The sequence below is a fragment of the Acidithiobacillus thiooxidans ATCC 19377 genome (assembly GCF_009662475.1).
Classification (GTDB): domain Bacteria; phylum Pseudomonadota; class Gammaproteobacteria; order Acidithiobacillales; family Acidithiobacillaceae; genus Acidithiobacillus; species Acidithiobacillus thiooxidans.
The window spans coordinates 1,797,056-1,821,398 of the sequence record NZ_CP045571.1 but is presented as its reverse complement, the minus strand read 5'-3'; the positions used below and the strand labels follow the sequence as shown (position 1 = coordinate 1,821,398).

29 protein-coding genes and 1 pseudogene are annotated in these 24,343 nt (G+C 50.7%); 12 read left to right on the top strand and 18 right to left on the bottom strand.

Translation table 11 applies throughout. The annotated features are described in order from the left end of the window. Genes GCD22_RS09645 through GCD22_RS09635 form a run of 3 tightly spaced genes read left to right on the top strand, consistent with a single transcriptional unit; the run spans position 1 to position 3,994 of the window. Positions 1-1,773: an ATP-binding cassette domain-containing protein gene (locus tag GCD22_RS09645; protein ID WP_081577382.1), complete on the top strand. Its 1,773-nt coding sequence runs from the start codon at positions 1-3 to the stop codon at positions 1,771-1,773. Beyond that, positions 1,770-2,885 (top strand): ABC transporter permease, encoded by a 1,116-nt coding sequence (locus GCD22_RS09640; RefSeq protein ID WP_031573385.1) that lies wholly within the window; start codon positions 1,770-1,772, stop codon positions 2,883-2,885. The genes GCD22_RS09645 and GCD22_RS09640 overlap by 4 nt, the downstream gene beginning before the upstream one ends. After that, entirely contained in the window at positions 2,885-3,994 is a 1,110-nt protein-coding gene (locus tag GCD22_RS09635) for an ABC transporter permease (RefSeq protein WP_031573383.1), read from the top strand. The genes GCD22_RS09640 and GCD22_RS09635 overlap by 1 nt, the downstream gene beginning before the upstream one ends. Positions 3,995-4,036: 42 nt before the next feature. On the opposite strand, the gene GCD22_RS18520 is transcribed toward GCD22_RS09635, so the two are convergent. The 3 genes and pseudogenes from GCD22_RS18520 to GCD22_RS18190 all read right to left on the bottom strand — a co-directional run bounded on the left by GCD22_RS18520 (position 4,037) and on the right by GCD22_RS18190 (position 4,635). After that, positions 4,037-4,213: a hypothetical protein gene (locus GCD22_RS18520; RefSeq protein WP_226856128.1), complete on the bottom strand. Its 177-nt coding sequence runs from the start codon at positions 4,211-4,213 to the stop codon at positions 4,037-4,039. 66 nt (positions 4,214-4,279) lie between these two features. Then, positions 4,280-4,330 (bottom strand): annotated as a pseudogene (locus tag GCD22_RS18965) (hypothetical protein); the annotation flags it as partial. Beyond that, positions 4,315-4,635, bottom strand: a complete 321-nt coding sequence (locus GCD22_RS18190; protein ID WP_031573377.1) for an AAA family ATPase — start codon at positions 4,633-4,635, stop codon at positions 4,315-4,317. The pseudogene GCD22_RS18965 and the gene GCD22_RS18190, both read right to left, overlap by 16 nt. A gap of 96 nt (positions 4,636-4,731) precedes the next feature. Here GCD22_RS18190 and GCD22_RS09625 point away from each other — a divergent pair, with 96 nt between their 5' ends. Further along, complete coding sequence (locus GCD22_RS09625; RefSeq protein ID WP_080707843.1) at positions 4,732-4,974, top strand: type II toxin-antitoxin system TacA family antitoxin; 243 nt, start codon at positions 4,732-4,734, stop codon at positions 4,972-4,974. Positions 4,975-5,278: 304 nt separating this feature from the next. Then, entirely contained in the window at positions 5,279-5,485 is a 207-nt protein-coding gene (locus GCD22_RS09620; RefSeq protein WP_051690667.1) for an N-acetyltransferase, read from the top strand. A gap of 83 nt (positions 5,486-5,568) precedes the next feature. Here GCD22_RS09620 and GCD22_RS09615 read toward each other — a convergent pair whose 3' ends face one another. The 4 genes from GCD22_RS09615 to GCD22_RS09595 form a co-directional block, all read right to left on the bottom strand. Further along, the gene (locus GCD22_RS09615; protein WP_081577381.1) at positions 5,569-6,066 is read right to left on the bottom strand and encodes a GNAT family N-acetyltransferase; all 498 of its coding nucleotides are present in this window, start codon (positions 6,064-6,066) and stop codon (positions 5,569-5,571) included. Beyond that, entirely contained in the window at positions 6,063-6,350 is a 288-nt protein-coding gene (locus GCD22_RS09610) for a type II toxin-antitoxin system TacA family antitoxin (RefSeq protein WP_010638966.1), read from the bottom strand. The genes GCD22_RS09615 and GCD22_RS09610 overlap by 4 nt, the downstream gene beginning before the upstream one ends. Positions 6,351-6,584: 234 nt before the next feature. Then, complete coding sequence (locus GCD22_RS09600) at positions 6,585-7,868, bottom strand: type II toxin-antitoxin system HipA family toxin (RefSeq protein ID WP_031573371.1); 1,284 nt, start codon at positions 7,866-7,868, stop codon at positions 6,585-6,587. After that, positions 7,865-8,236 carry a helix-turn-helix domain-containing protein gene (locus tag GCD22_RS09595; protein WP_051690666.1) on the bottom strand — a complete coding sequence of 124 codons (372 nt, stop codon included), beginning with the start codon at positions 8,234-8,236 and terminating at the stop codon, positions 7,865-7,867. The genes GCD22_RS09600 and GCD22_RS09595 overlap by 4 nt, the downstream gene beginning before the upstream one ends. A 254-nt stretch (positions 8,237-8,490) precedes the next feature. Here GCD22_RS09595 and GCD22_RS09590 point away from each other — a divergent pair, with 254 nt between their 5' ends. Next, entirely contained in the window at positions 8,491-8,757 is a 267-nt protein-coding gene (locus tag GCD22_RS09590) for a CopG family ribbon-helix-helix protein (RefSeq protein ID WP_031573366.1), read from the top strand. Next, positions 8,757-9,107 carry a hypothetical protein gene (locus GCD22_RS18515; RefSeq protein WP_226856129.1) on the top strand — a complete coding sequence of 117 codons (351 nt, stop codon included), beginning with the start codon at positions 8,757-8,759 and terminating at the stop codon, positions 9,105-9,107. The genes GCD22_RS09590 and GCD22_RS18515 overlap by 1 nt, the downstream gene beginning before the upstream one ends. 309 nt (positions 9,108-9,416) lie before the next feature. Here the strand turns inward: GCD22_RS18515 and GCD22_RS09580 are convergent, their stop codons facing one another. The 9 genes from GCD22_RS09580 to GCD22_RS18960 all read right to left on the bottom strand — a co-directional run bounded on the left by GCD22_RS09580 (position 9,417) and on the right by GCD22_RS18960 (position 18,182). Next, positions 9,417-12,899, bottom strand: coding sequence for a pilus assembly protein (locus GCD22_RS09580; RefSeq protein WP_031573362.1), 3,483 nt, complete (start codon positions 12,897-12,899; stop codon positions 9,417-9,419). Beyond that, the gene (locus tag GCD22_RS09575) at positions 12,896-13,552 is read right to left on the bottom strand and encodes a hypothetical protein (RefSeq protein ID WP_051690665.1); all 657 of its coding nucleotides are present in this window, start codon (positions 13,550-13,552) and stop codon (positions 12,896-12,898) included. Before GCD22_RS09575 ends, GCD22_RS09580 begins: the two co-directional genes overlap by 4 nt. A gap of 2 nt (positions 13,553-13,554) precedes the next feature. Beyond that, entirely contained in the window at positions 13,555-14,742 is a 1,188-nt protein-coding gene (locus GCD22_RS09570; protein WP_051690664.1) for a PilW family protein, read from the bottom strand. A 1-nt stretch (position 14,743) separates the two neighbouring features. Then, a complete protein-coding gene (locus GCD22_RS09565) occupies positions 14,744-15,304 on the bottom strand; it encodes a type IV pilus modification PilV family protein (RefSeq protein WP_080707841.1) in 561 nt (186 codons plus the stop codon). Continuing rightward, positions 15,301-15,882, bottom strand: coding sequence for a pilus assembly FimT family protein (locus tag GCD22_RS09560; protein WP_031573350.1), 582 nt, complete (start codon positions 15,880-15,882; stop codon positions 15,301-15,303). The genes GCD22_RS09565 and GCD22_RS09560 overlap by 4 nt, the downstream gene beginning before the upstream one ends. After that, the gene (locus GCD22_RS09555) at positions 15,872-17,125 is read right to left on the bottom strand and encodes a type II secretion system F family protein (protein WP_031573348.1); all 1,254 of its coding nucleotides are present in this window, start codon (positions 17,123-17,125) and stop codon (positions 15,872-15,874) included. Before GCD22_RS09555 ends, GCD22_RS09560 begins: the two co-directional genes overlap by 11 nt. 351 nt (positions 17,126-17,476) lie before the next feature. Then, entirely contained in the window at positions 17,477-17,698 is a 222-nt protein-coding gene (locus GCD22_RS09550) for a hypothetical protein (protein ID WP_031573345.1), read from the bottom strand. Then, the gene (locus GCD22_RS09545; RefSeq protein ID WP_031573343.1) at positions 17,688-17,900 is read right to left on the bottom strand and encodes a hypothetical protein; all 213 of its coding nucleotides are present in this window, start codon (positions 17,898-17,900) and stop codon (positions 17,688-17,690) included. Before GCD22_RS09545 ends, GCD22_RS09550 begins: the two co-directional genes overlap by 11 nt. 135 nt (positions 17,901-18,035) lie before the next feature. Further along, complete coding sequence (locus tag GCD22_RS18960; RefSeq protein WP_455570172.1) at positions 18,036-18,182, bottom strand: EAL domain-containing protein; 147 nt, start codon at positions 18,180-18,182, stop codon at positions 18,036-18,038. Between the two features lie 175 nt (positions 18,183-18,357). Between GCD22_RS18960 and GCD22_RS09535 the strand changes: the two genes are divergently transcribed. The 3 genes from GCD22_RS09535 to GCD22_RS09525 all read left to right on the top strand — a co-directional run bounded on the left by GCD22_RS09535 (position 18,358) and on the right by GCD22_RS09525 (position 20,815). Next, positions 18,358-19,095 (top strand): SDR family oxidoreductase, encoded by a 738-nt coding sequence (locus GCD22_RS09535; protein ID WP_031573340.1) that lies wholly within the window; start codon positions 18,358-18,360, stop codon positions 19,093-19,095. A gap of 473 nt (positions 19,096-19,568) precedes the next feature. After that, complete coding sequence (locus tag GCD22_RS09530) at positions 19,569-20,006, top strand: PadR family transcriptional regulator (protein WP_024894534.1); 438 nt, start codon at positions 19,569-19,571, stop codon at positions 20,004-20,006. A 35-nt stretch (positions 20,007-20,041) separates the two neighbouring features. Further along, positions 20,042-20,815, top strand: a complete 774-nt coding sequence (locus GCD22_RS09525) for a DUF2202 domain-containing protein (protein WP_031573335.1) — start codon at positions 20,042-20,044, stop codon at positions 20,813-20,815. 231 nt (positions 20,816-21,046) lie between these two features. Here GCD22_RS09525 and GCD22_RS09520 read toward each other — a convergent pair whose 3' ends face one another. Both GCD22_RS09520 and GCD22_RS09515 read right to left on the bottom strand, forming a co-directional pair. Continuing rightward, entirely contained in the window at positions 21,047-21,472 is a 426-nt protein-coding gene (locus GCD22_RS09520) for a universal stress protein (RefSeq protein ID WP_031573333.1), read from the bottom strand. Positions 21,473-21,527: 55 nt separating this feature from the next. Continuing rightward, on the bottom strand, positions 21,528-23,051 hold the full coding sequence (locus tag GCD22_RS09515) for a DHA2 family efflux MFS transporter permease subunit (RefSeq protein WP_153940921.1): 1,524 nt from the start codon (positions 23,049-23,051) through the stop codon (positions 21,528-21,530). A 426-nt stretch (positions 23,052-23,477) separates the two neighbouring features. Here GCD22_RS09515 and GCD22_RS09510 point away from each other — a divergent pair, with 426 nt between their 5' ends. Further along, the gene (locus GCD22_RS09510) at positions 23,478-23,852 is read left to right on the top strand and encodes an oxygen-binding di-iron domain-containing protein (RefSeq protein WP_235180078.1); all 375 of its coding nucleotides are present in this window, start codon (positions 23,478-23,480) and stop codon (positions 23,850-23,852) included. 23 nt (positions 23,853-23,875) lie between these two features. Beyond that, a complete protein-coding gene (locus GCD22_RS09505) occupies positions 23,876-24,145 on the top strand; it encodes a hypothetical protein (RefSeq protein ID WP_235180077.1) in 270 nt (89 codons plus the stop codon). Positions 24,146-24,343 lie beyond the last annotated feature (198 nt).

The following is a 24,343-nucleotide window of genomic DNA, read 5'->3' as shown; positions in this document are numbered from 1 at the left end:
GTGAGCGAAGCGGTTACGCCCCTGCATTTTGCTGATGTCAGCAAAAGCTTTGCCCGTGGCAAGGAGCGGGTGCAGGCACTGGATCATCTGGAGATAACTTTGCAGGCAGGCAGTATCACCGGGCTGCTGGGGCCGGACGGTGCGGGCAAAACGACCCTGATGCGTTTAGCAGCGGGTCTGCTTTTACCCGATAGTGGCACCGTGCGTGTATTGGGTGCTGACACCCGCAGTCAGGCCAGCACGATTCAGAAACACATTGGCTACATGCCCCAGCGTTTTGGTCTGTATGAAGAACTCAGCGTACAGGAAAACCTGGATCTTTTTGCCGATTTACAAGGTTTGAGTCGCGAGGCGGTGCGGAGTCGCCAGCAGGAGTTGCTCAAGCTGACGGCGCTGGGTCCTTTTGGCGCCAGGCCTTCCGGAGCCCTGTCCGGCGGAATGAAACAGAAGCTGGGTCTGGCCTGTGCCCTGTTACGTGCGCCGCAATTGTTGCTGCTGGATGAACCGACCGTGGGCGTGGATCCCATTGCCCGCCGTGAACTCTGGGAAATCATTCAGGGCTTGCGCGAAAAAGGCCTGACCGTGTTGATGAGTACGGCCTATTTTGATGAGGCCGAACGCTGCGACGAAATCATTCTGTTACATCAGGGTAAATTGCTTAAAAAGAACACGCCGGCGGCATTCAGTGCGCCGCTTCAAGGCCGCTGTTTTCTGGTGAGCCAGCAAACGGCCAGCAAGCGACATCTCCGCGAAACCCTGCAAGCCCGTCCGGGTATTCAGGATGCGCGTATTCTTGCCAATGGCGTGCGGGTGCTTTGCCGGACCACGACCCAGCCCGAAACACGGGCAGGGGAGAACTGGCAAGCAGTGGCTCCGGCCTTTGAGGATGCTTTTGTGGATTTGCTGGGTGCTGCAACGTCCACGTCTGATTCGCCGGTGACCAGCAATACGGTAGCGGCAGAGCCAGCGCAGCCGACTTCTCCGGTGCCACCCAAGGCGAAATCCATAGCGGAAACAGTCATTGAAGTGCACGATCTCTGCAAGTTTTTCGGGCATTTCGAAGCCGTCAAGGGGAATAGCTTCAGCGTTCAGAAAGGGCAGATATTTGGCCTGTTAGGGGCCAATGGTGCCGGGAAAAGCACGACTTTCCGCATGCTTTGCGGTCTGCTCCCTGCCTCATCGGGCACCTTGCGTGTGGCCGGGGTGGACATGCGCCACGCCAGTGCCCAGGCGCGGGCCCGCATCGGGTATGTCTCCCAGAAGTTTTCTCTTTACGGCAATCTCAGTTGTGACCAGAACCTGGCCTTTTTCTCGTCAGCCTATGGCTTGCGCGGGGCTGCGCGACGGCAGCGACTGGATTGGGCGCGGCGGGAGTTCCAGTTGCAAGACTATCGCGACGTCAATGTCGACGAGCTTCCCCTGGGCATCAAGCAACGCCTGGCCCTGGCTTGCGCCTTGTTGCACGAGCCCCCCATTCTCTTTCTGGACGAGCCCACTTCCGGCGTCGATCCTCTGGCCCGGCGGGAATTCTGGAAGCGGGTCAACGCACTGGCAGAAGCCGGGGTGACGGTGATGATTACCACCCACTTCATGGATGAGGCCGAATATTGCGACAACCTGGTCCTGATGTCGCTCGGCGAAGTGCTGGCCCAGGGCAGTCCCGAACAGGTACGCGCCCAGGCCCGCAGCGAAGAACATCCTGACCCCAGCATGGAAGACGCATTCATCCTCCTGATTGAGCATCACGAAAGTCAAATCCGGAGATCCTCATGAATCTGCAGCGTCTGCGCGGCCTGATTCGTAAGGAGTTCATCCAGATTTTGCGCGACCCCTCGGCCATAGCCATTGCTTTTGTCCTGCCGGTATTCCTGCTGTTTTTATTTGGCTACGGTGTCTCGCTGGATGCCCGTCATATCCCCATTGCCGTTGTCGTGGACCAACCCACCGCAGAAACCAGCGCATTTGTGGGTGGGCTACAACATTCACCGTATTTCATGCCGGAAATATACGGCAGTCTGCATCAGGCCCGGGAGGCAGTCATGGACCGCAAGGCTGACGGAATTGTCTGGCTGCGTGCTGATTTCAGTCGCCAGGTCATTCAGGGCAGAACGGCATCCATTGGAGTGCTGGTCAACGGAGTGGATGCCAATAATGCCCGCATTATGGAAGGCTATATGCAGGGTGTCTGGCAAAACTGGCTGCAGCAGCGTGCCCTCAATGCGGGCAAGCCGCTGATTATCCCCATCAATGCCGAACCACGCATCTGGTTCAATCCGGCCTTGCGCAGTCGCGATTTTCTGGTTCCCGGCCTGATTGCCGTCATCATGACACTCATTGGCGCCTTGCTGACCGCGCTGGTGGTGGCGCGGGAATGGGAACGTGGAACCATGGAAGCTTTGATGGCTACGCCGGTCACCATGGCCGAGATTCTGCTCGGTAAGTTAATACCTTATTTCATCATGGGTATGGGTGGTCTGCTGTTGTCGGTGGCACTGGCCGTCTGGCTGTTTGCTGTCCCCCTGGTGGGGAGTTTCTGGGTGCTGCTGGTCTGTTCAGCACTTTTTCTGTTGGCGGCGCTGGGTATGGGTCTGCTGATTTCCAGTGCGGCCCGCAACCAGTTTGTGGCCGGGCAGATTGCCATCATTGTCACCTTTTTACCGGCCTTCATTCTGTCCGGCTTCATTTTTGACATCCAGTCGATGCCTGCGCCTATCCGCCTGGTGACCCACATTGTTGCCGCCCGTTACTTTGTCAGCATCCTGCAGACGGTGTTTCTTGTCGGTGATGTGTGGTCCATCATCCTCTGGAATAGTCTGGCTTTGCTGTTAATGGCCCTGTTTTTTCTGGGGGTTACCTGGCGACGTTCGCGCAAGAGGTTAGACTGATGCTGGCACGCATATGGGCCTTGGTGATCAAGGAATTTCTTGCGCTCCTGCGCGATAAAAAAAGCCGTTTTGTACTGATCGGACCGCCGATTATCCAGCTGCTGGTGTTTGGATATGCCGCTACCTACGACCTGAGCCATATTCCCTATGCGGTTTATAACCAGGACAGCGGCTTTGCCTCCCGGCAATTATTGGGTGAGTTTCAAGGATCCACAGCCTTTAAGCAGGTTGCAACCATTGAAAACGAAGGACAAATTGCTCCGCTCATCAATAATGAAAAAGTCTTGCTCGTCCTGAATATCGGCCCGCACTTTACCCGCGATTTGCTCATGCATCATCCCACGCCCTTGCAGGTGATCATCAATGGCCGCAACTCCAATACGGCCACCCTGGCCCTGAATTATGTCAATACGGTGTTGATGCACTTCGATGTACGCTGGGCGCAGGAACACCACTGGGGAAGACCGCCGGCGCAACTGGTAGTGCGTTCGTGGTTTAACCCCAATCTGCTGTCGCGCTGGTTTATCGTGCCGGGTATTGTGGCACTGCTGGTGTTGGTGGTGACCCTGCTGGTCACCGGTTTGTCCGTAGCCCGGGAGCGGGAACAAGGGACCTTTGATCAATTGCTGGTGACGCCCATGCGTCCCGTGGAAATTTTGCTGGGTAAGGCCATACCCGGTTTTGTGATCGGTGCGCTGGAAGGACTGTTTATTGTGCTGGTGGCGGTGTTCTGGTTTCAGGTGCCCTTCGTCGGCAGTATCCTTGCCCTTATCCTCGGTTTGGCTCTGTTCCTGATGGCTGCAGTCGGTATCGGCCTGATGATTTCTTCCCTGTCGGTCACTCAGCAGCAGGGCCTGCTGGGCGTGTTCATTTTTCTGGTGCCGGCCATCATTCTTTCGGGTTTCGCCACCCCCATCGCCAATATGCCCGAAGCGGTGCAATACCTGACCTATCTCAATCCCATGCGCTATTTTCTGGTGATTGTGCGCGGCGTTTTTCTGGAAGGGGACAACATCCCCATGCTCTGGCCCCAGTACTGGCCCCTGGCCATTATCGCCCTGTGCTCCATGGCGGCCGCTGCATGGCTGTTCCGGCATCGGATGCAATGATGCGCCCATTCTCTCAACACACTTCCCCGAAGAACAAAACCATTATGCTGAATGGTTCAGCAGGAAACGCCAAGCGGGGACTACGTCAATTTTACCTGAAAAGACGGGAAGTTGTTCTTCCTCGTTACGCGTTACGATAATGCCTTGGGCTTGTTGAAGTTCGGACATGGCTTCGGCCAGTGCAGTGGTTTCCCGTTTACGGGTGTGCGGATCGGCCATTGATTCGCACACCTGAACAAGCATGCGGGACTGGCCTGTCCGACCGGTGATAAAATCCACCTCCCGGCCCATCCTGGTTTTGTAATAATAAATATCCGGCGTTAGCCTTCGCAACACGGTAAACACCAGGTTTTCCAATAGAGCGAAAAATAAGCCTCCAGAATCACCGCCAATTTGTCGTGTTGAAGGTTGTGCAGGCGATCATCGAAAAAATTCAGGTAAAGGATGTTCTGCCGGTCAACCCCCGTATCCTGCAATTTCTTCATAAGCTGAAACATAAAAGTCGATTTACCTCTGCGCCGCACACCAATGCAAACGATAGCCTTACCGGGCATATGTGAGACAGAAACCTGCCTGACTATGCCGGTAGGCAGATCCATATCTTGAAAATCGAGGAAGATTTCTTTGAGTATGTCGATCACGTTGAATAATCATAACCGGATATGTGTCTATGATCCAGCGAAGGGTCGCGTGCTGTCCCATTCCCCGACGAACTTTCAGAAATCAGAGCGGCTCCGATGGTTGGTGCGACCATCAATCAATTCATGGTCCAGTCATCCCTGCGTGAAGCCGAGCGGATCATCGAACAAGAGCGGGTCATGCGTTTATCTGCCCAAGACACAGAGACCTTTATTCAGGCGTTGGAAAATCCGCCACCACCCAATGCTCAATTGAAGGCAGCACTGCAACACTATAGAGAAGCCAAGCGAGACGATGAAGATACAGGCTTTAACTGGCATCCACGACCGAAAGAGCTTTGATTGTGGTGTCGAGGTCCTGAACTTTTGGCTTCGGCAAACAGCGTTGCAGCATCAAGCAAAGGGGATATCGCGAACATTTGTTGCCATGGCATCAGACGCTGAGGAGATAGAAAGTTACCATTCAGCAGGTTATGTAGATATTGGGGAGACCAGTATTTTCGGTTACTTTGCTTTTACCTCTGCCTTTGTTTTGTCCACTGATCTCGCTCCCGAATTAGCCAGACGCTACCCGCGCCAGATCCCTGTTACCCGACTGGGGAGGCTGGCTGTTCATTCCAATCGGCAAGGGTAGGGGCTTGGACGTTTGTTGCTGGCTGATGCCGTCACCCGCTCTCGCAATGCCGCATTGTCAGTAGGCAGTGCAGGTATATTTGTAGATGCCAAAAATGCAGATGCAGTGCGATTCTACAAGCGCTATGGTTTTATTGCCTGCCATGAGCAACCCTACAAGCTGGAGGCCGATTTTCGTATGTTCCCCGGTCTGACTATGGAAAACTGGGTGGATAATTGAGGCGCGGACATGGATACAGAACAAAACCATTATGCTGAATGGTTCAGCAAGAAACGCCAGGCGGGGCTGGCCTGTCCGATATCTTATCCAGCGAAGCGCCGCGCGTCCTTCAAAAGCAGGATGAGTTGCCGGTCGTCGTCTGGCGTCGGTTCGAATCCGAAACGGCGATAGAATGCATCAGCATCGGCGTCAAGGGGGTGCGTCAGCAAAGCCCGGATGCCCGCATGCTCGGCAATTGCAAGCGCCCGATGGATAGCATCTTGCAAAAGACTAAAGCCGATACCTTGTTTTTGATAATCGAGATCCACGGCAAGGCATGCAAGAATAACTAGCGGAATCGGGTACTGTCCCATTCCCCGACGAATGCGTTCAGGTGCATCGAGTGTATCGATTTGGCCCACCGTCAGGCTGAAATAACCGACAACACGAGTTTTATCACAAACCACGAAGGTTCTCGCCGAGCCGCTACCTTGCGCCTGGCGGGCGTGACGCAACAGCCAGTCGGTGAGACCGGATTTACCGCAGTCAAAATCTTCCAGCCGATGTTGCGCATCGAGTGGCTGCGGCGCGGACAAGCTCATTTTTTGGCCCACACCGGGGCTCGGGAGAACAGATCGGCCAATCCGGGGTTGTCAGATTCTGGCCGATCGAGCATTTCCAGAATCGCTTGATACTGACTGCCGGTCACCATGAACAGGCGCTGGTCGAGCAGGGTCTGCTCGGCAGCCTGGTAAGCGGCATCGAGAATGAAATCAGTCAGTGATTTATGGGCGACCTCGGCGGCGCGACGCAGTACAGTTTCCTGAGCCGGTGTTGCGCGCAGTCCAAGGCGGGCCGAGCGCGTCGTAGTGTTTGTGGTCAGCATTGCAACCGTCCTTGTGGTGTACGTTGGGTGTCATGTTAGTACAAATGACGCTACTCGTCCAGGCGACTGTAAGCGGGTGACAGGGCTCATGTACATCCATGTATTTACATTGCTACCCAAACGGGCCGGAATAGAACCGGGCATAGGTAAAATGGGGGAGGGGGGACCAAGTGATCACGAAAATTTTCAGAAATGGCAATTCGCAGGCCGTCCGCATCCCGGCGGAACTGGCCTTCAAGAATTGGAAGAAAGAACGTTTTTACTATGGTCTGAAAAACTGTGCTCCCAAAAGTTGATGTCTTTCTGTGAAAATCCCAGGTCCTGCAAAACCGCACGCCAACCTTGCAGCGCTTCACAGCACTTGTGGACAATATGTGTCGCTTCCGACCTATCCAGACCAAAGGCCTCCACCATGGACAGCGCGTTTTGCAAAGTGGCCTGACGCCCTTCTTTACCGAGAGCGATGGATAAGTCGAATTGGGTATGCAGACCGGGGCGACTATGCGTTGGGTTGATGTCATATGCCGGTGATAATTGCCAGGTGCCGTCCACGCCCAGAATTACCGCATGATTACGCAGATGGTCATCTGTATTTCGGACCAGCCAGTTGAAGATCATTCTCCTGAAAAGCTCCGTCGCTCCAGACAGGTCCCCGAACATCCTCAGATGGTTGGCCAGGTCAGGATAACTGCCTAGCCGGTTTTCGCTTTCATCGAAATTCAAAAGAGACAGGCCACTGACCATGGCCAGGTGCCGCCTGTTTTCTGGGGTGCCGACCCGGTCAAAGCGTTGCGACAGAAACACATGGCGACCATCCTGGAGTGGATACAGTTCGGTATTCGGCGTTGTGATTCCAGCGCGGCGGGCCAGTATCATGGTGGCCTGCTCCAGGAGACCTACGTCATAACTATCCCGATAGGCGGGCAGCTTGGCCAGCCACATTTGCCCCTGGTGGTAAACCGAGAGTTTCGGGCGAGCGCCCCCCATACTGGTTCTTTGTACCAGAAAATCCGCCAACGGCTGCAGGGGATAGGATGATGGGCCTTCCTGCTCCAGAGATTCGACGGCCTGCACAATCGCAGACAGATCCGGCACGTCATCGGTCCTATTCACGGGCGCGGGGATCACCGGAGCGCTTTCCAGGTCTCTGGAAAACGCCAGAAATCCGGGGCGATCCTGAACATCCGCCTGCAATAAGTCCGAGAATTGCACGGACTCTACTGCGATACCCAGATTTTTGGCATAAACCAGCGTGCCCCAGTAATCCGGCAAGGCATCCCGAATCGGTCCCGGTAGTCCCCGGTTCATTGTTTGGGTCAATATAGGCGGGCCGTCTTTCCGCCATGCAGGCATAGGGGCGATGGGCGGCAAATCGTCGCGTTCACGATAACTGCGCACATACTGAAAGGTGCTGATCGCCGCGCTTTCGTGGTAAGTCAAAATGCCTGCCAGATACCTTTGTGTCGCATCCGGGCAGACGTACACATAGAACAACGGCGCATTATCCGTGCGGCTCATAGGCTATCCGCCAGATCATCGGGTGAAACACTTCTGGATCGACGGCGGGTATGCAGGCTTTGTTCGAGGGCCGCCCCCTGGTAGTCACGGTCATACAACAGCAGGTTATCAAGGTCCCCCAGCATCCCCAGCAAAGACAAAACCGCCACCCAGGTGCCAATGGCGGTCCCCGGGTCCGCCTTTTCCATTTTGCGGTAGGTAACAATGCTCACCTGCAGTAATCTGGCCATTTCGATTTGTGACCATCCACGGCGCTTACGGGCGCGTTTCAGCCGCTCGGCAAGGCTCCGCAGAGAGGACTCCATGCGGCGGGATTGACCATGAGCCGGCTCAGTCCGCTGCAGCTTTTTGTTAGGCAAAATATCCATAATAAATACTATAATATCTACTATTGGTTTATTTGGATACTATTTTATGGATGTGTTTGCACAATTCGAGGTTACGGCGATAGATCGACTATAAGCAGATGACAGGGTTTATGTACCTCTATGTTTTTCAGTATTTCTCAGCGGTAACGCTGGTTCTCGAAACTTTGACTGATTCAAAACTAATCACTATGATTTGAAAAAAATCAAACCACATCAGAAAGGCTCGTGCCCGATGGACATCAAGGAGGTGCAACATGACCGCAGCAACCAAAGTGCTGACCGCACACGTACCGCTTCCGTTGGCAGACAAGGTAGATCAGATGGCTTCACGACTTGAGCGTTCGCGCGGCTGGATCGTAAAGCAGGCGCTTTCCGCCTGGATCGCCCAGGAAGAGGAGCGCGACAGACTGACCCTAGTAGCGCTGGCTGACGTAGACGCCGGCCGCGTCATCGATCACCAGGCCGTGCAAGCGTGGGCGGAGAGCCTTAGCACTGACCAGCCGCTGCCGATGCCGCGTTGATGGAGCTGAAGTGGACCAGCAAGGCGCTTTCCGATTTGGCGCGCTTGTATGAATTTCTGGCTCCGGTGAACAAGCTCTCGACCATTCTGCTGACCAACCCACGCATCGGCGAGCAACTTTTCCAGTTCGAGCCGCGCGAGGTACGGCGAACGTCATATAGGGGGCGTGTGGATCAAATCGCTCATGATATGGGCGACCTGAAACATCGTATGTCTGGCCTGGATCAAGCTATGACACTGGTGAAGCGAGGGATCAATCTGAGTGAGGAAACTGATGCCAGACAGCAGATCACGCTGAACAAGCTGGCTGAGCGCATCGGACGTATTGAGCGTCGCCTCGAACTATCTTGACCTGAGAAGATTCTCCTCTATCGTAGGGTAGTCATAGTGATCACGAAAATTTTCACAAACGGCAATTCGCAGGCCGTTCGCATCCTGGCATAATTGGCCTTCAAGAATTGAAAGATGGAGCTGGTTATAGAGCATCATAGTGATGAACGCGAAGCATTATGAATGCCGAAATGTAAGTTCGACACTACCCTCTGATTCATCTGACGACATGACAACCACCAGGTACCTTTATTCCAGCTACTATACTGACTAAACTTGAATACGGCATAATCTGCTCGCTAGTGTTTGGCTGTCTGTTTCCCCGCATGTTCAATGTTGTAAAACCAGACGCCAGGCAGTCGGACCTCCTAGTGGCAAGCTCGCACCTATCGCCGAGGCGAACCCTGAAGTGCCTCCCGTGGTGTTTTTACTGGCCGCACCCTGAAGAAGTAAGCTGCCATTAAACACAGTTACCGAGGGCGTTAACGCATTGCCTTGACCAATGACATATCCTCCTTGAGCGTCTAGAGTAATCAGGGTTCCGCCAGTTGAAACATAAGCGCTGGAAGGAAAAATTCCATTAACTAATGAATAAATATAATAAGCCGCTGTATTGACACCGCAGGTATCTGTGCTTGATGGTGGGACGGTAACAGGTACTATAACGTTGCCATTGTTAATTAATGCCTGATCAGTAATCGTTGACCCAGAGGGTAAAGGTGTAATGGTGGTATTCGAAGTGTAACTACTAGCGCTACTCCCGCTCCATTCACCAGCACCCCCAGAATAAGTGGTCCATACCGGTGACCAGTTTCCGGTGGAATTATTGAACATGGTGATTCCACTTGGACCCTGAACGCGCAGATAATTTTTCCCTTGGTAAAATGTTCCACCAATGAACTGTACGTTTGTATTGAGGCCACTGGGCCAGTTCGTGGTATAATTACCGATTGATGTAAAGTCCCCAGAAGGTATGGAATAATTGGATGGCTTGTTTAACACCTTGATGAGATTCGCCGCCGTCATCTCATAGACATTACCACTACCATCTCCCAGAAAGAGATTGCCATTGCTGTCAATATAAGGCGTAGCTGTATCGCTGATTGGTAACGGATCTAGTTGGAAAGCTCCGCTGCTCACGTTGAGAATGCCCAGATTGCTCCCTGAACTGTTATTAATAGCAAACAGCGCCCAGGTTTGGCCGAAATTACTGGCACCGGGCGAATTAACCTGATAGAAAACAGGGGCACTTGCTACGGGTTGTGAATAGCCGGAATAATTATATTGAGCAACAACGTTTCCCAGATCGGGGGCGCTGGTCCCGGTGAGCTGTAGGTCATAGTAGATGCTTCCGTTACCTGCTACACCTACTACATAGGTATGCCACTTACTGTCGGAATTGTCATAAGCGTCAATACTCGCAAAGTTATCCATATTGTTGCCTTGCCAGAATGAAGGATAATTTTGTAAAGAGGGTAACAAGGCACCCGGCATCCACCCCCAGAGCAGCGTGGGTCCGGTAGGAGTAGAACTGCTGCTAGTGGCGATATTTTGATATCCTAGTGCATATAGAAATCCATCATTATCTGAGAACAGCACGGCGTTCTGACGATTGGCATGACCGGAGGCAAAGCTGAGATACCCCGCGTTATTCAGCAAGCTAGCATTGTTGGGAGCAGTCAATACTTCCGCAGGCGCTGAACTGGGAAGGCCTACATACCACCCTGAATCTCTCCCACCCAGGTATGTTCCGTTATCATAGGATGGATTGATGGTGTACTGGGCAATGTCGCTCGCTGTTAGATTGGAAGGGAGTGTGCCAAACGCTGCAGAATCTGTAGACGCCACTGCAGGAAAGGTTAGAGCACTTCCACCATTGGTGGTGGTGTTACCAATTGGCGTTGTGTACAAAACTGTAGAACGTGTTGCCGCAGTCATATTTGAATTAGCATCCCAACTGGCAGTGCTGCTGACACTACCGTTGCTGGTGACCGGATAGGCGTATAAATCACCTTGGCCTGTCACCGGGTTGACATTCTTCAAAAGAAATTCCAGCGAGCCTACCGTGACACTCGGTGGCGCAGCGTATGAGGAGACAACACTTTTACCTAGAATGTTCGCGACAATGGTGTTCAGAGCGGATTGCAAATGGCTGGATGATGTCGCCGTATAAAGCGTGTTAGTGCCACCGGCGTTGGCCATGGCCTGCAGTACGTATTGCCCCTGTTGCGCCTCTGCTTGTTGTTTTTTCGTGGTACCAGAAATGCTGGGATTGACGGCTGAGCCAACGCCAATAACATAGGTTTTAACGTCATTTTGGGCTAATTGACCAATTGCGTTCACGGCTTCAATCACAGCATTATTGTTGGTCTGCAATCCATTGTTACTGGGCGTGGTGGCGCTGACCATAGATGCGGTTATTGATGTTACGTCAAATATAGATGCTGCTGCGCTGCCCAATGGCGGATAAACTTTACCGCCAGTGCCTTTGGTGGGTTGACCAAAAGTGATAAAAATCACATATTTTTTACCACAGGTGGTGGGCGGTGAAGATGCTTGACGGGATTTGCCTTGAAAATAATTCAATGCAGTTTGGAACGCTCCAGCTACAGGAGCATAACCTGCGGAAGCCGTGATGGGGTCGCTATTATAAGAAATATTTTGACTTAATACTTCAGGAACAATTCTATTATTTATGTTTTCATTATTCCCCGCGTTGCTTTTCGTTATGGCCACTACCAGATTCCCATTGCTACCACTAGTACTGGAATCAAAACCATATCCACGCTGAGAGTTCCAAACCTGCTGGGAAGTCGGTATATAACCCGCACTTGTTGGACTGCTGCCACTGGCTAGTCCATTGGTGTACTGGTTATATGAACCTTGTATTTGTTTAGACTCATAACCATCCAGATTGTAATTGGAAGGAGTATTGGGTTCGGAACCCACATTGTTTGTAGCGCCAGTACCCCATTGGTTGGCAGTGGCATAGAGGACATCGTTAATAATAGGATTATCGGATGTATCTTTAACATACAAATACGGATCGTTGTAAAGATTAGAAGTGTTTAGATTCTTCATAGCACCGTAAGTTTGATAATAACTATAGATATCTCCGCAGGAATAGTTTGTGAAAGAACCATTAGATACAGACCCATAGCACGGATTAGCTACCGTCTGCAATCCTTTTGGCGGAGTTGGACTAGTGCCAAAACTAAAGCCGTCAGAAGCACTCATATAATATACCCAGGTATTGTATAGAGATATTGAGTGTGTGGAGTAGGTCTCTAGTCCAAACTGAATATTATTGGCATAGGTGGGTTGACCAAGTATGTAGCGGATAGCATTTTCAGACATATTAAACATCGATTCCGAGTTGTCTACGTAGGCTTTGGAGGATGTTCCAGCGCCAAAGGAAGAACAAGCAGTTTGACCCAATGTAGTAAGCAAACTTGAATTACAGGGTACGGAATACTGCACGCTTGTACCGGGGGCAACTGCTGTTGTTGCAGTTGCAGGCGGGATAAAGCCATCCGTTCCTACCGGATAATAGACCGGAGAACTGGAACTCACGTCTTCAGCCACAGTCCCGGAGCCACTCATGATGGCACCCGAAAGCCCGTCAACTCCCTTGATAACCCCCGCCATTCCCTGAGAGTTATCCAGAATAATCAGGATTTGCGGTTGTTCCCCAGAAGGGATGTTAATACCATTAGCAGCTGCCTGGGCATAAGGTATGAAGCCTTGCATGGGCAGAATATTCATCCCCAGGGCGAGAAGAATGGATATCGATTTTTTGATTGATTTATTCATCCGGCTATCACCTTTCGTATCACTGCCTGTACTGTCACACCCAGGCCGCCACCGTTGCTGTTCATGGCATGGACGAAAACAATATAATATCGAGACTGAATTGAGTTGCCTGTACCGGTTTGGGATTGATCATTACCCCCGAGCTGGGTGGACATCCCGCCCGTTGGAAATATCACGTACTCCACCTGATAACTGAAAGGACCATAGCTTATGGTTCCAATGGAATGACATGTGTTACTGCTTACACAGTAAGTCCAGTAAGTTGGATTATTCGGGGCCTGTATAGGTACACTTTGAGTACTTGCCGTTAAGTATCCACTGGTTGGCATGTTTAGAAAAAATCTTGGTGCTAAATTGGTTCCAGAATTTGCTGATATTTCTGGCCATGTGGGTTGATTGTTTAGCCAGGCAGACGCATGCTCCAGACCCTGATCTGTAGCCTCCTGCGCTGCATTTTGTACGGCCAGATTAGAGGCAATAAAGCTATTATTTTTATTCAGATACAAATAGGCCAGAAGCGCCAAAGTTACCGCAAAAATCAGGACCAGTACGATGACCAGAATGGCTCCTTGTTCCTGTTGGTTGATTTTCGATTGTAAAATCGTTTTTTCTTGATCATGAAGGTCTGCTTTATTGAATTTATTATCTCCCATGATTAATCTCCCTGCCAAATACCGTTACGGACCGGGATTACGCTCTGAAATAAATGATATTCATAATGTTGGCAGTTTCCTTGTAAGCATCCTGGACCATTAGTGGTAGGTACGGTGTATGTTTTACCCAAAATGGAAAAGCTAGCAGGACTCAAACTATTTGGAAGGTATTGGGAAGAACGGATCAGCATGGCTAATTGTACCGCCACAATGCTCAGCGTTGTACTGGGAGTATATTGGTTAGGGGTGACCCATTGTTGTACAGCACCGTCCGTACCTAAACCATACTGAATTTGCAAATCCACCACACCAGATGCCAAAGCTTGGGGACTTGGAGCATTGCTAGAGTTGGTCGTGTATTGAGTAAGGTAAAGTGTTGGGGTGCCTACTTGTGTTGAGCCTGGCGGAGTATCCAAAATCTGAAATTGATTAACTACGAATCCATTATTCCCTAGATCGTAGAGTGGAGCATCAGTAAAATCGCCTGCTGATATTGTGGATCCGGTAGCGCTGCTTAATTGTGAGAAAATTTGATTCGTATTGATTTTTGCACAGGACGCCCCGCCCGAGTTCATAGTTATTGTGCCGTTACCCCCGTTTCCACCTTTCCCGTTTCCCTTACACGAACCGCTGCCGCCTACTGTGGTGATTTCACCAAAAATACAAGTTCCACCGCTGGATGCAGGTACAATTAAAGCCATATCTCCAGGTTCCAAAGGGGCACTGTTATTCACTTGAAGGCTACTAGCATTCAGGCTGGGAATACTGGCGACTGTGGTTGCAGGCGCCCCCCCAAAACTGCCACCACCGATCACTGTACTAAAAGTATAAGGATTTCCATAGGTATAACCGGTACTCTGAATAGAAGCCGTGATGGCTGTCATAGTTAATGGTTTATTCCCTGTATTCGAGTAGCCCACCACCCCATTCGGACACTGACTGTAACTCGGCAACCCATATCCCGCCGACTCGATAGCCTGTCTCATAATCGCCAAAGCATTGCGGCCGCGCTGCCACATTTCGCCGCTGGCAGATTGCTGACTCACGCTTTGACTGGTCGTCAGAAAAAAGGAGAAAACTGCAGTAGCCAGTAAGCCCACCACAACCAGAGAAACCAGCAACTCCACCAAAGTCAGGCCGTTTTCATGGCATCCAACATTGAAGTGTTGCGAGGAAGCAAGTCTATTCATATCAGTAGCCCACTATGCTTTGTGTGGTATAGGTTTGTGCGCCCCCATCCCAGGTGACGGATACGGTGGCCGTGCAGGGGCAGAGACCGTTGTTGTTGAGCGATGTAAGTGCCAAGCTCACCTGGCTTTGTGGGGGCATCCCGTAGGCACTCATCACCGCTGAAACGGGGTCCAATAAAGCATTGCTGGCCTGACTGGCGCTGACAGTGGCTCCGTTAAGACTCAAAGCCTGCGCACCATTGGCCCGGAGCACACCCATGGCACTCTGGGCAATTTCATAGCCGGATGTCAGATTCTGATTCTGATTGGTCATGGCAAAACTGCTGAGGAACAGGCTTAAAATACCTAAGGAACCGATGGCAAAAATCGCCAGAGCAGCCATGGCTTCAATGAGGGTTAAACCTGCCTGAGTGGAGGTTGCAGCTTCGCGAGGGGAAGGCAATATACGCTGCAGGCTGGTTTGGCTGATCTGACAGGAACCTTGATCAAAACGTGCCGACTGGACTGTTCGGGCAAGATTTATCGCGCAGTTTTTCCGGGAAGCAATAATGTTCGTTTTCATTGCAAGTTACACACGCTACTGTTGGAGCCACTGGTAGCACAGTTGCGCACATTGCCCGCACCACTGAGCAGGGTCAGCCAGTAACCATAGGTGGCGGCATTCTTGCCCGCACTACCAAAGGTCACGGCAGACCCAGTAATCGTGTTATTGCTGCCATAAACCATGCCGGTGGGCGTGATGCTAAAAGAGCTGCTAAAAGAGCTACCGGTGATGGTGTTACATACCGTATTGGGATAACGGCTGGCAAATTCCGCTGTAGACATCTGCGGCACCTGCTGCTGAACATTGCTGGCTGCGGGGGTAATGCTCCATGAGCAGCCACCAGTGGTGCCACCACTGCTCACGGACACCTGCACCGGGTAGCCACTACGGATGGCATACCCTTCCGCCCAGGTAATGTCCTGCTGCAAGCGACCTGATGCACCCTGAATACGCGCCCGCACCATCCAGATATTGTATTGAGGGATAGCAATGGCTGCGATAACAGCCATGATGGCAATAATCACCATCAGCTCTATCAAGGTAAAGCCTTTACCCCAAACTTCGGGCAGGGTTTCGGGCAAGCCCTCACCCCCCATGCGTCACCACCGCGCCCATCTTGAAGATCGGCATATACATGGCGACTACCAGAGTGCCGACAATCACGCCCAACACCACCATGATCATGGGCTCCATGAGGGTGGAAAGGCGATTGACGGATTCTTCCACGTCGTTTTCGTAAAAGTCCGCCACCTTGCCGGACATGACTTCAATGGCGCCGGTTTCTTCGCCGATAGACAGCATTTGCGTGGCCATGATGGGAAAGACACCATCGGTTTTGAGGCGGGTGCTGATGCGGCCACCGGCGGCGACGTCATCGCGGGACCGTAATACGCTGTTTTCAATAATTACATTGCCGGAAACTTTCGAGAGGGTTTCCAGCGCTTCCAGAATGGGCACGCCCGCCGCCTGCATGGTGGACAGGGTGCGCATAAAGCGGGCGACGGCCCCTTTCAACAAAATATCGCCAAGAACTGGAATCTTCAGGGAAATCCGGTCAATGACGGTTTTGAAGGGCAGGCTGCGCTTGTAGGCATAAATGAATAACCACACGGCGGCAATGGGCAGGAGTACGACAATATACCAGTGACTTTTCATCCAGTTGGAAATATTGATGACAATCTGGGTGAGCAGGGGCAGGGTGGCTCCAAAGCTGCTGAAAAGTTGCGAAAACACCGGAATCACAAAAATCATCAAAATCACCACCACCACCAGCATCACGGTAATGATGGCTGCTGGATAAAACATGGCGGACTTGACCTTTTTGTTGAGGGCCAGGGTTTTTTCGCGGTATTCGGCCAGACGCAGCAGGATGGTGTCGAGAATACCGCCCTGTTCACCGGCGGCAATCAAGGACACAAACAGGCGATCAAAATACTTGGGGAAATGCGCCATGGATTGCGAAAGTGATTCACCTTCCTTGAGATGCCTAAGGATACCCTTAAGGAGTTTTTTCATGGCTGCACCCTGGGTGGCGCTAATCAGCAGTTCAAAAGCCTGTACCAGCGGAACTCCGGCGTTGATCATGGTGGAAAGCTGGCGGACCATGACGACCAGTTGAGCTTCCTTGACGCCTTTTTCACCAAACAACGGTTGGGGTACTTTGCGGACTGAAACCGGCACCAGTCCCTGTCTGCGGAGAGCTACCCGCACCACATTGGCACTGGCGGCATTCATTTCGCCTTTTTTCTTGTCTTTGGCACCGGGCAGGGTGGCTTCCCAGACAAAGTCGTAGGTCTTCGCCTCTTTCACCGCCGCCTTTTTTCCTAGTGCTGTTGCCATCTGTTCACCTTGTCCATCCCTGTCTTCCTTCCCAATTAGCACATACCCATTATTTTGCAAGGAGTGGGATACCATGAATTTCATGGTTCCTTGAAAATACGAAAGGGCTGTAGTTCAATTTTGTCCGACTGGGTTTTGCTTGGTAGCTCAGCATACAGGTGGGGAAAGAGCGTATGGCCGTACCATTAGATCACTTTGGATGGGATGGACAGATAGCCACAGCACGTGCTGAGTAGTATATGAACTACCCAAGCACACGCACTACGGTAAACAATAAGTATAATTTATGGATGACCTGGATGATCACCCTATTTCAGTTGTTGCAGGCGAAGCCCTTTGGCGGCCTTTTCGTTACGCTGGGCCGATATCTGGGTCCAAATCAAGAGGATCGCCCCATTCATGCCGGACTTCTCCCCTTCTTTTGTCTGGAAAGCTGATTCCTTTAAAAACTTCCTGAAAAGGCTTCAGGTCTGCCGGTAAGGATGGCATGCTATCCAGTGATTCCATAATCTTGCCCGCTTCTCGCGCGGTCATTGTGGCAACAACCATTTTATCTTCAATATTAACCTGCATTAGATTCTCCTTGATAAAATGACTTCGGTTGACGGAATTCATTATCCATGGAAAGCACTGCTTCTGCAGAAAGATAGGCAAAATCAAGCGTGGAGCGATTAAAATCCCCTGCTTTTTTAAGCAGGGCATCAGACACTTTGTCAGCCTCGGCTTTGCTCATCCTCAGTCGAAAAGTGCCATCAGACTGTTTTTCAAGATCCATCAAAACCTCCTTATATATTTTGAGCAAAAAATTAAAATACCAAATGTGTAGACCATAAAAACTGAGTAATGTTCCGTTTTTAATGCAGCGTTTCCACACCTTCTGTCAGAATGCCAATATTTAGTTCCCTACAGGTCAGTTGTATGCCATGGACAATGGCCTGACGCGTTCGTGGCGATCAATATCAATAATCAGCTCTCGGTCGAGTTTGATATAATCGGGCAGGTAGTTCGCCAGCAAATTAAGTCCCGAATAACCCGCACCAAAATCATCATCGGAAATTTTGCTTCATGTGGACATTTCTGGGATAGATATTTTTTTTGATCACTAAAATAATATTATGGAAGTATCAGGTGTTCTCCTCTATTCAGAAACAACAAATCCATATAGGATATTAGAAATTAAAATACAATCAATGACACCAGAAACGATAACCATTCTTCGCAGGAGAAATTGTATGAAACCTTGGTTGATTGTAACTGGTGCTTCGGGTTCACTTGCTGAAACTTTTATTCCTTTAGCATTAAAGAGTGACTGGCGGATACTGGCAGTCACCCGTCAAAAAGATTTGCCTGCTATTTTTGAGTCATCAGAAATAACGATTATTCAGGCCGATGTATCGACTATGACGGGTACAGGTTCGGTGATGAATTTTTTCAAGGAGCGTGATGAAGTTCCTGAAGGACTAGCACATCTGGCTGGTTCTTTTCTGTTAGCCGGGTTATTACAAACATCTGAGGAACAATACCGGGCTTGTCTTGCAGCCAATCTCGACTCTGCCTTTTTTATGTTAAAGGCATTTGTGACACTTCGGAAAAAACATGATAACGGTGGGAGCGCAGTTTTCGTATCATCAGTGGTATCAGAGAGTGGAGTCGCTTTTCATGAAGCGGTTGCTGCTGCCAAAGGTGGCCTTGAATCGCTCGTCAGGGCTTCTGCCGCCACACATGCCCGCGACGGAATTCGCATTAACGCAGTTCGCTCAGGCCTAATGGATACAAAAGCTGCGGCGCATTTATTGCGCAATGAACAAAGCCGTAAAATGGCACAAAAACAGTATCCTCTTGGTGAACTGATCCAGCCAGATCAAGTGGCAAAGGCTATTCTATTTTTGCTCGAAGAAGCACAAATTACGGGGCAGATTTTATCTGTTGATGGTGGGTTTAATGCCATACGCCCATTGGTTACCATTTGAAATGCTCCGATTTTGAAATCAATTCCATCATGACGTCAGTCACCGCTGTTGGCGGTGACGATCCACTTGCGTCTTGATAACTCTGCTTTTCTGTATGTGTTTAGCCTTCGGTTGGCACAAAAAAAACACCCAACAATTTATTTTGCTAAGTGTCTGTTTTATTTGGTGGGTTGTGAGGGGATCGAACCAACGACCTGCTGACCAGCGCTTCTCCCCACGTATAGTGGACCCCCTTAGTCAAGACAAAAGAGTGAATGTTTAAGCTACTCTGGCTTCTTCCATTGCAGCGGAATGGATCTACCCCAAACCATCCCTGAGTAATGGTGATGATCTTGTATTTTTCACGGCATCCTATAAGATATATCATAATTAGATATATCTAAAAGGTGGTTCCCATGAAACTATCCAATGACCAAGAGGGAAAATGTTCCGGGCCTTGCCACAGATCAGGGCAAGGCCGACGGAGATCTCGTATGCTTGATCCAGGCATGCTGCGTTACATCGTCCTGCAGCATATTGCCCAGCACCCACGTCACGGATACGAGTTGATCAAGCTGTTAGAGCAACAATCCGGGGGGATCTACAGTCCGAGTCCCGGGATGATTTATCCGATGCTCGCAATGCTCGAAGATCTCGGCCATGTTTCTGTAATTCTTGAGGGAAACAAGAAACTTTACGTCATCACTGAACAAGGGCAAGCGTTTCTTGAACAGAATCGCGCGATGGTCGTGGCCATCGAAGAACGGATCGCGACCCGATGCAGTGAAGACGCGCAACAGATACGCGAACATCTCCATTTATTGCGCGATGCAGTTATTCAACGAATACAAGCCTCTCCTTTGGTCCCGGAACAGTTCCAAAGGATCAAGAAGATTCTTGAAGAGGCACTTACAGAGATTCAGACCCTCTGAATTAGGTCTGAAATGATGTTTAAAGGGGTAACATAATGAATACAAATAAAAAGTCTTGTTCACAGTTTGGCGATCAGCGTTCTGGTGAAAGCCGGATGAGGTCAAGCGGTTGTGGAAATGGCAGTCGTGGAAATGGTGGCCGTGGAAATGGCCACCGAATGGATCAACACGGGTTTAATGCGAGCACAAACACATCTACTGAGCCTGAATTCATGGAAAATGAACATGCGGAGCAGCGCGCAGCGCACCTTGCGCAAATTCGTGCCGACATCGCTGCGTCACCGCGTGGCCTATTGACGAGCGAAGAACGCTCCGACTTGCTGTTGATGCGAGAGGAGGAAAAAATTGCGCGGGATGTTTACATTCGCTTATACGAGCGCTGGGGTATCCGTCCTTTCCAAAATATTACCGGTTCGGAACAAGTGCACATGGACGCGATGCTGGCTTTGCTTGAGCATTATGGGGAATCTGATCCGGTTCGGGGGTTGGCGGTTGGACAATTCTATCGTGCCGATTTGCAAGCATTGTATGATGATCTGATTAATCAGGGACTACGGAGCGAGGCAGACGCCGTTCGCGTTGGGTTATTGATTGAAGAACTCGATATAGCCGACCTACAAAAAGTGGCCCGACGCACCAATAAACCGGAAATTCTTGCGGTCTATGCAGAATTAGAGAGGGGCTCACGCAATCACTTACGGGCATTTTATCGGTGGAAACAAAAGCTTGCTATCGACTATGTTCCGCAGCATCTGTCTTCTGCTGAATTCGAACGTACAGGTCTATCTGCACACGAAATGTGCCATTGAAAACAGAAGCAGTTGGTCGGTGATGGTCATCGCAGGGTGAACATCACCGATACGATGAGTCCATATGACTTGGCAGGTGCCGGCATCAAGATGATGTAATCCATAACTTATTGTATATTGCATTTATGATTGGCATTACATTACTCATGTCACTTGAACTCTGTCATCTTCGTTAATTCATCGCACGGCCAAACGCAAAAGTTTGCCCAGAATGACTGCGCGAAATTCACACTACCGCGCCAAAAGTACGGGTATTCGGGCGCGTTGACATATCCAGTCGGCAACACTCCCAATGAGGAAATGGTTCAAACCACGACGGCCATGGCTACCCACCACGAGAAGATCAGCCTCCCAGGCGGCACTCTCGCCAAGGACTAACTCACCGATGTGATTTCCGCCTTCATCGGTCTGTAGCCGTTTGGTATGGGTTACTACGCCGACCTTTTGAGCCCGTTTTTCTATTAGGTTGAGTATGTTTTGACCTGAACTGACTAGAAACTCGATGGATTCTGGTGTGGCGAAATACATTGCATAGAGGTCTACCACATGAACAATCAACAACTCGGCCTTTTGCTCCTGCGCTAGCCCAATAGCGATTGTTGTTGCTTTTTCAGAAGCATCACTACCGTCTGTTGCCAGCAAGATTTTTTTAAACATCGGTTCACCCTCCTTATATGTCGATCTTAATGCATTAATTTTGTGTAGTTGACGATCATGCTTTGTTTTTCATGAGTAACACAATCAATATGACCGCTATGAAACTCCAGAAAAGGAACGTGAATGCATCCAGTATCCCCCGCATTGCTGCATGTTGCGCCAGAGTTTGTCCCAGTACCTGCCAAGCCAGCGTTCCCTGATGTAATCCGGCATCACGCAAATAGCGGGGCAGTGCCGCGCTGAACGGATTGATATGTCCACCCATCTGATTCCAGGCCTCCTGGGCTTCTTCGGTCATAATGGTGGAAATGATAGCAATACCCACAGAGCCTCCCAGATTACGCATCAGATTGAATATCCCCGATCCTTCGGGTGTCTGTTCTTTGCTCAGGGTTGCAAAAGCCAGTGTGAATAGGGGAATGGATACCAGGCCCAAGCCGAGACCACGGATAACCCCAGGCCAGATTATCCAGAAAGGGTTAACCTGCAGGTTGTAGGAGAGACTCAACCAGGTGCCCGTGGCCCCCAGACCGACGCCCGCCAGAATCATCCAGCGCGGGTTGGCCCCGCGATTTAGCAGTCTGCCTGCCATCCACATGGAAACCCAGGAGCCTATCCCTTGCGGGGCCATGACCAGCCCTGCGGTTTGCGCTTCATAGCCCATATAATCTTGCAGGTAGATGGGCAATATCACCATGGTTCCATAAAGCGCCAAACCGAATAAACCGATTCCTGCACTGCCCAGAGTCAGGGAGCGATCTTTAAGGAGACGCAAATTCACCAGTGGATGGGAAACATTGAGCGAGCGCAGTACAAACAGCAAAATCCCCATGCCCGCCAGTAACATCAAAATGATGATGAAACGAGAACTGAGCCAGCCGTCCTGATCTCCGAGGCTGAGCATCATCTGCAAGGCCCCCAGACCGATAGCCATCCACATGAAACCCAGCCAATCAATCGGCCGGGGATGCTCGCTTTTGCCGAAACTGGGAATGTATAGCAACAGCATGGTGAACGCGATGAGGCCAATGGGAATATTGACGTAAAAACACCAGCGCCAGGAAAGGTCCTGAGTGAGATAGCCACCGAGCACGGGGCCAACAATCGGACCGAGCATGGTCCCCATGCCCAAAGTTGCCATGGCTACTCCTCGTTTTTCCCGGGGATAGGCTTCTACCAAAATCGCCTGTCCGACCGGTACGAGCGATGCCCCCAGAGCCCCTTGCATGAAGCGCCAAAAGACAATTTCCGTGAGGCTGTGGGATTGTCCGCTCATGACCGAGCAGACCAGGAAGCCAGCCACGCTCCACAGGATGAGCTGCCGTTGTCCGAAACGTTCGACCAGCAATCCGGTCAGCGGGGTCACGATAACCATGGCCAACATGTAGGTAGTCAGTGCCCAGGTAATCTGATTGCTGTTGGCGTGAAGCGATCCCTCCATATGCGGCAATGCCACATTGACAATCGTGATGTCCAGGACATTCATGATAATGCAAGCCATTACGGCGATGGTAATGGCAAGAAGATGTGGGCTCCCCGTTTCGTTGGAGTAACGGCTTTCCGACTTTGCTTGGTTCATCAGCATTATAGCGGCGCAGGTTCCGCACTAGAAGTTGTAAAAGAAAATACTCGATTTCCGGAAAACGTCGTAAGTGAGTCTATCCTGGTAAACCAGAAATTGCCAATTCGGGGCAGAACCAAGGCCCGTGCAAGGATAATTTTCCTAATCAAAACTTATTATTACCAGAATGTTTCTTTTTTGATGGGCGCGGCGCAGGCCCCCAAAAGTATTTTATGGAATCATTCGTATTATCACGGATGATTATTAGGTATATTAGTTATTGAAAAATACTGTTTGGGTCTTGGGCTCACTTTAATGAGGAATCAGGCATTGAGTACGGTACTTTAATATAATGGCATCCATAAATGTATTGTCTTCACCGATCTGGTAGAGGGTGAAGGCATTCAAGCCAATCAGTTTCTCATCGTCCATAACGGCGAAGGTATGCTTCTGGACCCCGGTGGTAACCTCACCTACAAGAATCTGCTGGCAGAGATGGCCAGCTATTTCCTGCCAGCGCATCTGGATTATGTGTTTGCCTCTCATGAGGACCCGGATATCGTTGCTTCTGCAAATGGATGGCTGCTGATTACCGACGCGAAGATTCTCATTGCCAACGAGTGGACCCGTTTTCTGCCGCACTTCTGCTCCAAAGGGATGACGGCGGGAAGGGTGATAGGCATCCCGCCGCAAGGTATGGAAGTGAATCTGGCGGGGCAGGATCTTTTTATCATCCCGGCGCATTACATGCATTCTGTGGGCAATTTTCAGGTAGCAGACTTTGGACCCATACCCTTACCCCGGACATACAGGGCGTAGCGCTGATTGCCAATGAAGGCACGGTGCTTTTTCAGACGGGCGAGACCGTTGCCGACGAAACCATTATTGGGGTTGCCGGTGCAGCGGTCATGCGTCTGGCTGAGCACATCAGCGCGGGTCTTGCTGAATGCAATATGCAGGAAATCACCATTCGCTGTCATCGCCATGCTGCCTTTTTTGCAGCAGCAGGGGCGGATACGCTTCTGATGCTGGTACTTCCGGCCGATACCGATACCCGACCTTTGGCGGGAATGCTGGCAAGCCTCAGCAATGCATTGTTCTACAATAAATAAGTTTGTCTGGACTCCGGTCAGGGACGATGCTCAGAATATACTAAGCACTTAAGACCGTCGCCTCTGGCATAAGGATGTCGCAACAGCATGGCACAGTATTCCGGTGGTTAGACATTGCAGCAAAACCATCCGAAAGGATCCTCTTTCCTGTTGCCAGGGTTTCAAGCATCATATTCTCATTCAAGCGGATTAATGGAA

Excerpts from the sequence above, each read along its gene's own strand:
- GCD22_RS09640 (WP_031573385.1), top strand. The coding sequence starts at position 1,770 with ATGAATCTGCAGCGTCTGCGCGGCCTGATTCGTAAGGAGTTCATCCAG.
- GCD22_RS09635 (WP_031573383.1), top strand. The coding sequence starts at position 2,885 with ATGCTGGCACGCATATGGGCCTTGGTGATCAAGGAATTTCTTGCGCTC.
- GCD22_RS18520 (WP_226856128.1), bottom strand. The coding sequence starts at position 4,213 with ATGGCCGATCCGCACACCCGTAAACGGGAAACCACTGCACTGGCCGAA.
- GCD22_RS09625 (WP_080707843.1), top strand. The coding sequence starts at position 4,732 with ATGGTTGGTGCGACCATCAATCAATTCATGGTCCAGTCATCCCTGCGT.
- GCD22_RS09615 (WP_081577381.1), bottom strand. The coding sequence starts at position 6,066 with ATGAGCTTGTCCGCGCCGCAGCCACTCGATGCGCAACATCGGCTGGAA.
- GCD22_RS09610 (WP_010638966.1), bottom strand. The coding sequence starts at position 6,350 with ATGCTGACCACAAACACTACGACGCGCTCGGCCCGCCTTGGACTGCGC.
- GCD22_RS09600 (WP_031573371.1), bottom strand. The coding sequence starts at position 7,868 with ATGAGCCGCACGGATAATGCGCCGTTGTTCTATGTGTACGTCTGCCCG.
- GCD22_RS09595 (WP_051690666.1), bottom strand. The coding sequence starts at position 8,236 with ATGGATATTTTGCCTAACAAAAAGCTGCAGCGGACTGAGCCGGCTCAT.
- GCD22_RS09590 (WP_031573366.1), top strand. The coding sequence starts at position 8,491 with ATGACCGCAGCAACCAAAGTGCTGACCGCACACGTACCGCTTCCGTTG.
- GCD22_RS18515 (WP_226856129.1), top strand. The coding sequence starts at position 8,757 with ATGGAGCTGAAGTGGACCAGCAAGGCGCTTTCCGATTTGGCGCGCTTG.
- GCD22_RS09580 (WP_031573362.1), bottom strand. The coding sequence starts at position 12,899 with ATGAATAAATCAATCAAAAAATCGATATCCATTCTTCTCGCCCTGGGG.
- GCD22_RS09575 (WP_051690665.1), bottom strand. The coding sequence starts at position 13,552 with ATGGGAGATAATAAATTCAATAAAGCAGACCTTCATGATCAAGAAAAA.
- GCD22_RS09570 (WP_051690664.1), bottom strand. The coding sequence starts at position 14,742 with ATGAATAGACTTGCTTCCTCGCAACACTTCAATGTTGGATGCCATGAA.
- GCD22_RS09565 (WP_080707841.1), bottom strand. The coding sequence starts at position 15,304 with ATGAAAACGAACATTATTGCTTCCCGGAAAAACTGCGCGATAAATCTT.
- GCD22_RS09560 (WP_031573350.1), bottom strand. The coding sequence starts at position 15,882 with ATGGGGGGTGAGGGCTTGCCCGAAACCCTGCCCGAAGTTTGGGGTAAA.
- GCD22_RS09555 (WP_031573348.1), bottom strand. The coding sequence starts at position 17,125 with ATGGCAACAGCACTAGGAAAAAAGGCGGCGGTGAAAGAGGCGAAGACC.
- GCD22_RS09550 (WP_031573345.1), bottom strand. The coding sequence starts at position 17,698 with ATGCAGGTTAATATTGAAGATAAAATGGTTGTTGCCACAATGACCGCG.
- GCD22_RS09545 (WP_031573343.1), bottom strand. The coding sequence starts at position 17,900 with ATGGATCTTGAAAAACAGTCTGATGGCACTTTTCGACTGAGGATGAGC.
- GCD22_RS09535 (WP_031573340.1), top strand. The coding sequence starts at position 18,358 with ATGAAACCTTGGTTGATTGTAACTGGTGCTTCGGGTTCACTTGCTGAA.
- GCD22_RS09530 (WP_024894534.1), top strand. The coding sequence starts at position 19,569 with ATGCTTGATCCAGGCATGCTGCGTTACATCGTCCTGCAGCATATTGCC.
- GCD22_RS09525 (WP_031573335.1), top strand. The coding sequence starts at position 20,042 with ATGAATACAAATAAAAAGTCTTGTTCACAGTTTGGCGATCAGCGTTCT.
- GCD22_RS09520 (WP_031573333.1), bottom strand. The coding sequence starts at position 21,472 with ATGTTTAAAAAAATCTTGCTGGCAACAGACGGTAGTGATGCTTCTGAA.
- GCD22_RS09515 (WP_153940921.1), bottom strand. The coding sequence starts at position 23,051 with ATGAACCAAGCAAAGTCGGAAAGCCGTTACTCCAACGAAACGGGGAGC.
- GCD22_RS09510 (WP_235180078.1), top strand. The coding sequence starts at position 23,478 with ATGCTTCTGGACCCCGGTGGTAACCTCACCTACAAGAATCTGCTGGCA.